General features: G+C 57.8%; 7 protein-coding genes. All 7 read left to right on the forward strand.

Annotated elements, in window-relative coordinates:
- Positions 1 to 149: 149 nt before the first annotated feature.
- The 7 genes from tssI (at position 150) to ACK4HJ_RS20810 (ending at position 11725) form a co-directional block, all read left to right on the forward strand.
- The gene (gene tssI / locus ACK4HJ_RS20780) at positions 150 to 2702 is read left to right on the forward strand and encodes a type VI secretion system tip protein TssI/VgrG (RefSeq protein WP_409835094.1); all 2553 of its coding nucleotides are present in this window, start codon (positions 150 to 152) and stop codon (positions 2700 to 2702) included.
- A gap of 46 nt (positions 2703 to 2748) precedes the next feature.
- Positions 2749 to 3183, forward strand: a complete 435-nt coding sequence (locus ACK4HJ_RS20785; RefSeq protein WP_409835096.1) for a DcrB-related protein — start codon at positions 2749 to 2751, stop codon at positions 3181 to 3183.
- Between the two features lie 130 nt (positions 3184 to 3313).
- Positions 3314 to 8038 carry an RHS repeat-associated core domain-containing protein gene (locus ACK4HJ_RS20790; RefSeq protein WP_409835098.1) on the forward strand — a complete coding sequence of 1575 codons (4725 nt, stop codon included), beginning with the start codon at positions 3314 to 3316 and terminating at the stop codon, positions 8036 to 8038.
- A 9-nt stretch (positions 8039 to 8047) separates the two neighbouring features.
- The gene (locus ACK4HJ_RS20795; RefSeq protein WP_409835100.1) at positions 8048 to 8449 is read left to right on the forward strand and encodes a hypothetical protein; all 402 of its coding nucleotides are present in this window, start codon (positions 8048 to 8050) and stop codon (positions 8447 to 8449) included.
- Between the two features lie 131 nt (positions 8450 to 8580).
- The gene (locus ACK4HJ_RS20800; RefSeq protein WP_409835101.1) at positions 8581 to 9903 is read left to right on the forward strand and encodes an RHS repeat-associated core domain-containing protein; all 1323 of its coding nucleotides are present in this window, start codon (positions 8581 to 8583) and stop codon (positions 9901 to 9903) included.
- Positions 9894 to 10517: a hypothetical protein gene (locus ACK4HJ_RS20805; RefSeq protein WP_409835103.1), complete on the forward strand. Its 624-nt coding sequence runs from the start codon at positions 9894 to 9896 to the stop codon at positions 10515 to 10517. Before ACK4HJ_RS20800 ends, ACK4HJ_RS20805 begins: the two co-directional genes overlap by 10 nt.
- Positions 10518 to 10540: 23 nt before the next feature.
- Complete coding sequence (locus tag ACK4HJ_RS20810) at positions 10541 to 11725, forward strand: RHS repeat-associated core domain-containing protein (protein WP_409835105.1); 1185 nt, start codon at positions 10541 to 10543, stop codon at positions 11723 to 11725.
- The last annotated feature ends 55 nt before the right edge of the window (positions 11726 to 11780 follow it).

Below are 11780 nucleotides of genomic sequence, written 5' to 3' on the forward strand. Positions count from 1 at the left end.
AAGCGTCTCCAATCAGCGATATTGGTAACCGATGTTACTTTTTGCGGTAATTTTGCTGAATTAATCGCGCTGACTGTCAACAGAAAATACCCGGGCCGCCGCTATCATGCGCTCCACTTTGCACCAACCGGCCGGACAGTCAGCAGCACATGAAACGTCGCGTCACCATTCAAACCCCCCTGGGCGACCAGCTCAAATTCAGGCAACTCCAGGGCAGCGAAGAGATCAGCCAGCTGTTCACGCTGGATGTGGACCTGCTCAGTGAGAGCAAAAGCATCGATCCCAAGGCCTTGTTGGGCAAAAACGCCACCATCGTGGTGGAAACCGAGGGCGGCGGCACGCGCTACATTGACGGCATCGTCACCCGGTTTGGCATGCAGGGGCAGGACCACCGCATGTATTCGTACCGGGCGCGCCTGAGCCCCTGGCTGTGGCTGGCCACCCGCAAAACCGATTTCAAGGTATTCCAGAACAAAACCGTTCCAGAAATCATTGAAGAGGTTCTGGGTAAATACGGTTACCCGCTGGATAAAAAACTCAATCGCAGTTATCGCACCTGGGATTATTGCGTTCAATACAACGAAAGCGACTGCCAGTTTGTGTCGCGCCTCATGGAGCATGAGGGTATTTATTATTATCACCAGCACTCTGCCGGCCAGCATGTGCTGACCTTGGCGGACGATATTGTCGCGTCCCACAGCCCGCTGCCAGGGGCTGCGTCCATTCCCTTCTACCCGCCTGAAAAGGCCGCCATTGCCGACCGCGAATGTGTCTACGCATGGGAATTGGCAGAGGAAATCAAGTCGGCCAGGCACTTTAATGACGACTATGACTTCAAGAAGCCCAAGGCCGATTTGTCGAACATGCGCAAAGACCCGCCCGGCCACGCGCACGACAGCTACGAAGTCTACGAATGGCCGGGCGGCTACACCGAATATGCCGACGGTGAAACCTATGTAAAGGTGCGGCTGCAGGAAAACCTCACCCGCCAGAGCGCGGTGCAGGGCAAGTCCAGCTGCCGCGCGCTGGCGCCCGGCTACACCTTCAACCTGGAGAACTACCCCCGCGGCGACCAGAACCAGCAGTACCTCATCACGGCGGTGCAATACCACTTCCAGGAGAACCCCGAGGTCAGCAGCGTGGCCAAGCCCACGCCCAAAACCACCAAGGAAGAGGTCGGCTCCATCCAGCGTTTTGTGCTCAAGGCCCAGCCCACCAGCCTGCCCTTCACCCCGCCCCGCGTGACGCCCAAGCCCCGCAGCCTGGGGCCGCAGACGGCTGTGGTGGTGGGCCCGCCGGGTGAAGAAATCTGGACCGACAAATACGGTCGCGTCAAAGTGCAGTTCCACTGGGACCGCATCGGCGCCATGGACGAGAACTCCAGCTGCTGGATCCGCGTGTCCCACCCCTGGGCTGGGGCGCGCTACGGCGGCATCTTCACGCCCCGCATCGGCCAGGAAGTCATCGTCGACTTTCTGAACGGCGACCCCGACTACCCTATCATCACCGGCCGCGTCTACAACGCCGACCAGATGCCGCCATGGGAACTGCCCAAGCACAAGACGCAGTCCGGCTTTCAGACCAACTGGAGCAAGGGCGGTGGCGGCAAACACATGCTGCGGTTTGAGGACCAAAAGGGCATCGAGCACATCGAGCTCTCTACCGACCATGGCAATACGCATTTGCACATGGGCTACCTCATGAACCAGAGCACCGAGGCCAAGCGCAGCTATGGCTTTGAGCTGCGCACGAATGAGTGGGGCGCGATCCGGGCGGACAAGGGGTTGTTGATCACGACTTACACGCAGGACTTCAAGCAGAAGGTGGCTCATGACAACCCGGATGGGTTTGACGGCTTAGGTGCAGGCCTTGCGAACACGGCTGCATTGATGGAAGAGGCGAACGAGGCCGTTTCCGCCATGAACAGTGCCATCGAGGCCATCAATGGCCTCAAGACCTCGCACATGATGGAGCTGAGCTCCGGGATTGCGGCAATGACCGGCGGCAAGGCTGCCATGGCAACGCTGTCAAAGGCGGCAGCCGCCATTGCAGCGCTTGCCGGCGGCGGAGGGGGGGGAGGCGGAGGTGGCGCTGAGACGCTAATGCCCACCAACACAGATCCGGCCATGCCGCAGTCGCAGGCCCTGCGCGAGCTGTCCAAGGACATCAGTAAACCCGTGGTTTCCATCGTGAGCCCTGAAGGCCACTCGATGATCAGCCCAAAGCCCATCGTGATCAGCTCCGGGCAAAGTGCATCCATGCATGCCAAGGATCACATCACCTTGTCCACGGGGGCACAACTCACACAGCTTGCCAAAGGCGGCATGCTCACCCACGTGTCGGAAGGTGGGCAGCGCAACACGGTGGCAAAAGGGGACGTGGCCTCTGAGGCGCAGACCGGCAACATGAACCTCACGGCGCAGCAAAACATCACGCTCGCCTCCAAGCAGGACACCGCCACCGTCGTTGGAGACCAGAACGTCAACATCCAGGCCACCAAGGATTCGGTCCTCGTCAAGGCGGCCAAGCACATCCGCTTGCAGGCGGGCGAGAGCATCACGCTGACGATTGGCGAGGGTGAAGGAGTTGCTTCACTCAAGCTCACCGACAAGGGTGAGGTGGTGATCAAGGGCAAGAACGGCTTGATCAAGCTCAGCGAACTGCTCGACGTTCATGGGGCGCCCATTCAGCTCAATTGTTAGGGGCTGCTTGGATGAACCCTGCCCACATATCTTCTTGAAGCCACATATGCAGTTCCATATCAACGAAGGCGTTTTTACTTTGCCGAATGGTGTCCTTGATAACAGTATGAACATGCTGATGACAGGGCACAGCGGACTTGACTTGAGTCTGATCATGACCCGTGATCGCCTGGAGCCGGGAGAGACGTTTGAGCAATTCGTAGAGAGACAGGCCAAAGCAGTCTCTCTGCAGGTGAGTGACTACCAAATCGCAGAACGGCACGTGCTGAAGTTGCCAGACAGTGCAGAAGCGACCGCCGTGGAGTTCGCTCAGCAATTCAAGCAAAACGGACAAACCATCTATCAGCGGCAACGTACATGGCTCTTGCCAGATCGCGCCCGGGTTCTCGTCTTGACGGCCGCGTCCACGGTCCCGATCACCGAGGCGCAAAAGAAGCAGTGGACTTCCATCTGCGCCAGCTTTCAGCCTCGCAGCCAGTAGTTCAACACCTCCTCTGGTGGGCTCATTCCCAAGCGGGTGACGTTCTGGACGTTCGTGGCCCCTTGGCCCTTCTGTAACCCCTCATCCGCCAGCCTTTGCCCGGCGGCGCTTGTTAAGTGGCACTCTTCCCATGAGTCAGTTCCCACCCGCTGCCCGCCTGGGCGACCCAATCGCCCACAGCAATGCGAACGCTCGCCTGCTGGCTAAGGTTGTCGGTATCGCCGCCGGTGCGGCTGCATTGGGGGCTCTATGTGCCGGCACGATCGCAGCGGGTGTCGCAGCGGGGGTGGCGGCAGTGGGCACGGTCGCCACGGGTGGGCTTGCCGCACCGATCCTTGCGGGTGCAGTAGTGCTGACGGGCGCGTTGGCATCTGCTGCGGTTGCATACGCGGGGGGCTCTATTGGCGAAGAAATTGCGGATTGGTTGGTACCCGAAACCTGGGAGGTTACCGGGGAGATTGCCACAGGCTCTGCGGATGTCTTTGTCAACCGCATACCGGCTGCCAGAGCAACCAACGCTGTACCGCTTGATGAGGTGGTCTGCGGCAAGCACACGGTCACTCCCGTCAACTTGATTGCTCAGGGCGCGGCTGTAGGGCCTAAAAAAACCGTCATCAACGCGGCACTGGCTGCTCGCAAGGGCGACAAGGTGGTGTGCGGGGCAACCATTCATGAGGGATCTCCCAACGTTTTTATCGGAGGAGAACCGGAGACCGTCCGCGACTTCGATAGCGAGGTGAATCCGTTCTTGCGGGCAGCATTGTTTGTGGTGCAACTGCGCAACCTGCGCCAGAACGCGAAATGTCTTTGGAATTTGGTGAAGGACCCGAAGGCCCTGATCAAGAGCGCCGAATGTCTGATAAAGGCAGGACAGGCCGCAGTCGGTGCAGCCATGGCGATACCAGCAATCCTGAGCAACCCCGTTCATATCGCTACGGGCGCCAAGTTGTTGGCGGGTGAAGAGGACCTCGACTTCGTTTTGCCAGGTGCGCTTCCTGTGGTGTGGCAGCGTGTTTACAACAGCCTTGATCTGCGCCCTGGGGGCATGCTTGGCGAGGGATGGAGTACCCCGTACTCCATGGAACTGCACCTTGGCCATGGAGCCCAGGGGCAGGAGCAGGTGGTTTTTTTTGACGCAGATGGTCGGGATATCACCTTCGATGCGCCCGTGCCTGGAGGGGGTACGTTCAGTGTGGCCGAGGGCATTGGAGTGCAACGCACGCCCGGCGGCGAATATGTTGTGGTTACCGCTGATGGGCGATACCAATGGTTTGCACAAGTCCACCCCGGGCGTCCACGGGTTCTCAGTCTGCTGCGGGTGGAAGATCACAACGGAAATTACCACTCCCTGCGCTACGACGATATGGGGCGTTTTACGCACATGGCCGATAGTGCGGGGCGCTTGTTAGAGCTGCAATATGCGGACGGTACGAATCGACTGCGGCAAGTAGTTCTTCGCGGCGGCGCAGAAGGAGAAACGCCGCACGTGCTGGTGCGTTATGAGCATGACAGCTCCGGTGGTTTGGCGCAGGTGCAAGACCGCTCGGGGCAAATCAGCCGCAGGTTCGCCTATGCCGGCGGCAGGTTAGTGAGCCATCAGCTACCCACGGGCCTGACGTGCTACTACGAGTGGGCTGAGTTCGAGTATCCGATGGGCGCCCGCCCCGGGCCGCATGCTCGCGTCGTGCGGCACTGGACCGACGATGGCGAAGAATACGTGTTCACCTACCAGTTCCATGCAGACGGCGGTGGAACAACGACCGCAAAGGATTCTTTATCGCGGACTCTTCAGTGGGAATGGAACAGCGACTATGAACTTACGCGCCACGCGGACGCTTTGGGTTCAGTGACGGTCCAGACTTGGAGTGAGACCAAGCATCTGCTGAGCCATGTGGACCCTTTGGGTCGCACTACCACTTACAGCTATGACGACGCGGGCAATCTGGTTGCGGAGACCGACCCCTTGGGACGTGTCCAAAGATGGCGCTGGAGCCCAGCACCCGCAAGCCTGCTGATCTCGACATCGGACGCTGCCGGGGCTGCTTGGACTTACCGATATGACGATGCTGGCAACCTAACGGCTGAGATTGATCCTCAGGAGAGCATTACCCAATACGCGAACAATCCCCAAGGCCTGCCTGTGGTGATAACCGACGCACATGGAGGACGCAAGCAGCTTCGTTGGGACAGCCGGTCGCTGCTGACCGAGTACACCGATTGCAGCGGCAAGACGACCCGCTTTGAGTATGACAAGTACGGCTTTCTCGAGTGCGAGATTGACGCCATGGGGCATCGCACCGCGCTGCAGCATGACCCAAAAGGCCGGCTATTGAGGCTGACACTGCCCGATGGAGCCGAGTACCGATACAGTTACGACGCTGCGGGCCAATGCGTCCTGGCCGTTGACGCGCTGGGTCACAGCACCAGCTACAGCTACAACCAGCGAGGCCAACTCACCGGGCGCAGCAAAACTGTCGGCAGCCTGAGCAGCAATATCCAGCTGGGCTACGACACAGCAAGGCGCCTGTCCGCTCTGATCAACGAAAACCGCCAGGCCTACCAGTTCACCTACGACACAGCCGACCGCCTAGTCACAGAGACCCGCATCGATGGCACACGCCAAGTGCTGCACTACGACGCTGCGGGCCAGGTCATCGGCGTCACCGAGCACCCGATGCCCATGGGGCAGGGCGACGCGGTGCCGGGTCATAGCGAGGTGCAGCCCATCCACACCCAACTGGTGCGCGATGCGGTAGGCCAGCTCATAGAAAAAAACATCTTCACCCCCGGCGTCGCGACCGGAACGCCCCATGCCGCACCGCCCGTGCTGCAAGCGCGGCTGGCCTACAGCTACGGCCCCACCGGCCACATCTTGCACGCCCAGCAATTCAGCGCGCAGGGTGAAGTGCAATCCCGCCAGACATGGCAGTACGACGCACTGGGCCAGGTGCTGAAGGAAGAGGCCGAGCACACGGTGCAAGGCCGCCTGCACAGCAGCACGTTGCAGTACCAATACGACGCCTTGGGCAACCGCACCGCAACCCAACTGCCCGACGGCCGCACCCTCAACCACCTGTACTACGGCAGCGGCCACCTGCACCAGATCAACCTGGACGGCGCCGTGCTGGCCGACATCGAACGCGACCACCTGCACCGCGAGGTGCTGCGCACGCAGGGCCGCCTGGCCAGCCGTTTCGCCTACGACCCCGCCGGCCGCAAAGCCGCCACCTGGGTGCGCCCTGCCATGCTGCGCGTGGGCCACGGCATCGGCAACGACCAACACGCCAGCGCAGGTTGGAGCCCCCAAAGCGCCGACTGGACCCAACGCCTGCAGCGCCGCAACCCCGAAGACACCCTGCTCAAACGCTACGGCTACGACAAGAACGGCGAACTCACCAGCGTAGAACACAGCCAGCAAGGCCAAACCCGCCACCAATACGACCAGGCCGGTCGCATCACGCATACGCTGGCAACCCAGCCCGAGCGCAACGAACACTTCCACTACGACCTGGCCGGCAACCGCATCAGCTCGCTGGAAGAAAGCAACCTCAGCACCCAGGGCCGAGGCTGGGTGCAAAACAACCGCGTCAAAGTGCTGCAGGACAAGCGCTACGACTACGACGGCTTTGGCCGTCTGATCAGAAAACGCATCGGCAGCCACACCGAACAGCACTACCGCTACAACCACCAGCACCAACTGACCCAAGTGGCGGTGGTACGCGCAGGCAAAGACGGCCAACCCCAAAGCCAGGTCTTCAGCTACCAATACGACGCCTTGGGCAGGCGCATTGCCAAGACAGACAGCTTCGGCACCACGGTGTTCACTTGGGAAAGGATGCGGCTGCTGCAAGAAAGCCGGGGCCAGCGCACCACCACCTATGTTTACGAGCCGGGCAGCTACGTGCCTCTAGCACGTATTGATGGAAGCGGCAGCGTAGAGTCGCACCCGGCGGGGGCGCATGCCCTGGGCGCAGACGCGGAACAAGGCAAGCAGGGAAGCGTGCCTCCCACCAACCCCGGCTGGAGCGACAGGTTCAACATTGCAACTGCAGCCAACGATGGGCCAACCCATACCCCTGGAAGAGCTGACGCAAAGGCCGCAGTAACAGGGGCGCAAACAGCGCAGGTCTATTACTTCCACACCCAGCCCAACGGCCTGCCGGAAGAGTTGAGCGACAACAACGGCCACCTGGTGTGGACAGCGCAATACAGCACATGGGGCAACACAGTCCGGGAGGAATGGCAGAGCTACGACGAAGCGGGAAGACCTGTCCAGCAACCGCAGCAGCACTCAGCCAATCAGACAGTGCAGCTTCAGCAGAACCTGCGGATGCAGGGGCAGTACCTGGACAGAGAGACGGGGCTGCACTACAACACGTTCCGGTACTACGACGCGGACTTGGGGGCGTTTACTACGCCGGATCCGATTGGGCTGGCGGGCGGATTGAACCTGCACCAGTACGCACCCAACCCGAATAGCTGGATTGATCCTTGGGGGTGGAGCTACTGTCCAAAGTCCGATCGTTATAGAAATGATCAGACTGGGAGATTCGATAAGGACCCTAGGGTAAAAACACCGTCGTCCATTCAAGATCGCATGACCATGGAGGCCGCCAAGAAAGGAGCCGGCACAAAAATCATGGATAACATGAAGAATGAGCGATATAAAGGATGGGAGAAATGGGAATACAAGGTTAAATCCGCAGATGGGCGGGATTCGGTCGTTCACTATGTACGGAATCCTCAAACGGGGAAGACTGCGGACTTTAAATTCAAGGCAAGAACCTCTGATAGCATCGGAAATTATGCTAAAAAAACTGAACCAAGAATCTCCTCTGGCGACGCACCCAGATAGCTTAAAAATATGAAAGTCAAGGCAATCACTCAAAAAATTGACGATATATTTTTCGAAGAAAATTTAATGGGCTTCGCATTTTCGAGTGTTTATGAAAATATTCAAATCGGCAGAGAATATGTTGTCCAAGCAGTGGTTTTTTGGAAAAGCATTCCCTTCTATTACATATATGAATATGATGATGACTCTTATCCAAAGCCGGTTTGTTATAAATATTTTGCGGTGATTGATGATAGTTTGCCGCAATGTTGGAAACTAATGGTGGATAGAAAGTTGATTGGCGGGTTTCAATCATTTCTGATTTTTAAAGAATGGGCGGAGAATATTGAGCTTTATGAGCGTTTAGTCGATGGTGATGAGCAAGCGCTGGAAATTTTCACAAAATACAGAAATCTGTTAAGTACGAATTAAATTGCATTGGAAGGATCACCTAAAATCATGCAGCGCAATCTGGGTGCAACGAACACTTCCACTACGACCTGGCCGGCAACCGCATCAGCTCGCTGGAAGAAAGCAACCTCAGCACCCAGGGCAGAGGCTGGGTGCAAAACAACCGCGTCAAAGTGCTGCAGGACAAGCGCTACGACTACGACGGCTTTGGCCGCCTGATCAGAAAACGCATAGGCAGCCACACCGAACAACACTACCGCTACAACCACCAGCACCAACTGACCCAGGTGGCGGTAGTGCGCGCAGGCAAAGACGGCCAGCCCCAAAACCAGGTTTTCAGCTACCAGTACGACGCACTGGGCAGGCGCATCGCCAAGACAGACAGCTTCGGCACCACGCACTTCACCTGGGAAGGCATGCGACTGCTGCAAGAAAGCCGAGGCCAGCGCACCACCACCTATGTTTACGAGCCGGGCAGCTACGTGCCACTGGCGCGCATCGACGGAAGTGGCGGCATAAAGCCCCACGCTGCAGCGGCGCATGCGCTGGGCGGGGCATCAGACAATGCACAAGGCAAGCAAGCCAGCGTGCCCACGACCAACCCGGGCTGGAGCGACCGGTTCAACGTGGGGGCGGCTGCGAACGATGGGCCCACCGATGGCTTGGCCAGAGCGGACGCAAAGACCACAGCCGCAGCCGCAACTCCAACCGCGCAGGCAGCGCAGATCTATTACTTCCACACCCAGCCCAACGGCCTACCGGAAGAGCTGAGCGACAACAACGGCCACCTGGTGTGGACAGCGCAATACAGCACATGGGGCAACACAGTCCGGGAGGAATGGCAGAGCTACGACGAAGCGGGAAGACCTGTCCAGCAACCGCAGCAGCACTCAGCCAATCAGACAGTGCAGCTTCAGCAGAACCTGCGGATGCAGGGGCAGTACCTGGACAGAGAGACGGGGCTGCACTACAACACGTTCCGGTACTACGACGCGGACCTGGGGGCGTTTACTACGCCGGATCCGATTGGGCTCCAAGGAGGCATTAACTTACACCAATATGCGCCCAATCCGATCTTCTGGATCGATCCATGGGGGTGGGCGGCGAAGGGATATGACGTGTCTGGCCAGACTGCCGGTCGCGATACTGTGAGTCGAGGGGCACACGTTAACGTTCACGGCCCAGGCCTGCCCAATGGTGGTGGACATGTGGGGTTCATTCCCAATGCAAGTGGAACGGGATTAATTTTGACCCGCGAAGATGGTGCCACCCGAAATCTCAATGAAAAACAGTGGGCCAAGGTCCAAGAGGCTGTTGCGAAACATCTGGACGATCCGAAACAAGTGGACCGAGTGTCGAAAATTGCACAAATGGGTGTTGATAACAATCCAAATGGAAATCGCGCTAGCGAAATGGCCAGGGTGCGAGATATAGCTAGACAACATCACACAGCAGGAACAAATCCGTGTCGCTAAATAACGAAATGCTTTCGCTGGTGGAAAATGTATCGACTGCATATAGGTCAAAATTATTTTCTCCAGGAAGCCTAAGTGTCGACATAGAAAATGCTTACTATGTTATTTGCATGGTCGATAATGAACTGGTCCGCGATACTAGACGATATTCTGGCTCATGTCTTGAGATAATTTTTGACAGAAAGCGAAATTTCGTGCTTGCCGGACATTTTTTGAAGTTTGCAGGTCGTCGAAAAATTAAATACCTAACGAGAAGAACTGACCTTGAGGTGGCGCAAGAAAATTTCTATTTTTCAGAGGATTTTAACGCTTTATACATTTCGGATGAGGAATCTGAAATATTAATCGAATTAAATTTTCAAGGAAGAAATTTTTATGTTAAAAATTTATCTTTAAAAACATCTGCAGGAAATGAATTGCATGACTCCTTAATTCTGGCCTTAGATTCAAAATATCTTGGTTATGCTGAGTTGATAAAATTTGGTGCGCGAAAACAGATTTCTGCGGCAAAAAAATTGCTCAACGGAGTGAATGGTGCACGCCGTAGAGGCGCAAGTTCTTACCGCGCATATGGGAAAGCACCGGCGGAAGTCGTGAGCGCATCGGCGACCTGAGAAGAGAAGGCCCACTTCAGCAAGTGAAGTGGGGGTCCAACAACCGCGTCAAAGTCCTGCAGGACAAACGCTACGACTACGACGGCTTTAGCCGCCTGATCAGAAAACGCATAGGCAGCCACACCGAACAGCACTACCGCTACAACCACCATCACCAACTGATCCAGGTGGCGGTAGTGCGCGCAGGCAAAGACGACCAACCCCAAAGCCAGGTCTTCAGCTACCAATACGACGCCTTGGGCAGGCGCGTCGCCAAGACAGACAGCTTTGGCACTACCGTGTTCACTTGGGAAGGCATGCGGCTGCTGCAGGAAAGCAGGGGCCAGCACACCAGCACCTACATCTACGAGCCGGGCAGCTACGTACCCCTGGCGCGCATCGACGGAAGTGGCGGCATAGAGCCACACGCTGCGGCGGCGCATGCGCTGGGCGGAGGATCAGACAATACACAAGGCAAGCAGGCCAGCGTGCCCACGACCAACCCGGGCTGGAGCGACCGGTTCAACGTTGGGGCGGCTGCGAACGATGGGCCCACCGATGGCTTGGCCAGAGCGGACGCAAAGACCCCAGCCGCAGCCGCAACTCCAACGACGCAGGCAACGCAGGTGTACTACTTCCACACCCAGCCCAACGGCCTGCCGGAAGAGTTGAGCGACAACAACGGCCACCTGGTGTGGACAGCGCAATACAGCACGTGGGGCAGCACGGTTCGGGAGGAATGGCAGAGCTACGACGAGACAGGAAGACCTGTTCAGCGGCCACTGCAGCAGTCAGCCAGCCAGACCGTGCAGCTTCAGCAGAACCTGCGGATGCAGGGGCAGTACCTGGACAGAGAGACGGGGCTGCACTACAACACGTTCCGGTACTACGACGCGGACCTGGGGGCGTTTACGACGCCGGATCCGATTGCGCTCGGCGGTGGCATCAACCTGTACCAGTATGCGCCTAACCCGATTAGCTGGATTGATCCTTGGGGGTGGGCAAGAGATTGCGGACAGCAGGTAAATCGCCCCAAACCTGTAAGCCTTCCAAGTGCTAGAAAGACAAAAGTTGACATGGTTCACGTTCTTGATCGCCACACGGTAACAGGCAAAACCGCCCAGCAAAGTGGGAAAAAAGACCTGTTTCCAGCAAATATGACACCTAGGGACCCTCTTCACGAATCCCCTGCGTCATGTGCCGACGAATGCTTGAAGCCGAGACAATAGGCACATGAAGCAAAGCAGCCTGGGCCTGAGCAACACCACCAAGCGCACGCGCAAG

This window comes from Acidovorax sp., assembly GCF_046294525.1.
In the GTDB taxonomy this organism is placed as follows: domain Bacteria; phylum Pseudomonadota; class Gammaproteobacteria; order Burkholderiales; family Burkholderiaceae_C; genus Acidovorax.

What these genes read in the sequence shown, in the direction of transcription:
- tssI (WP_409835094.1), top strand. Translation starts at nt 150, where the DNA reads ATGAAACGTCGCGTCACCATTCAAACCCCCCTGGGCGACCAGCTCAAA.
- ACK4HJ_RS20790 (WP_409835098.1), top strand. Translation starts at nt 3,314, where the DNA reads ATGAGTCAGTTCCCACCCGCTGCCCGCCTGGGCGACCCAATCGCCCAC.
- ACK4HJ_RS20795 (WP_409835100.1), top strand. Translation starts at nt 8,048, where the DNA reads ATGAAAGTCAAGGCAATCACTCAAAAAATTGACGATATATTTTTCGAA.
- ACK4HJ_RS20785 (WP_409835096.1), top strand. Translation starts at nt 2,749, where the DNA reads ATGCAGTTCCATATCAACGAAGGCGTTTTTACTTTGCCGAATGGTGTC.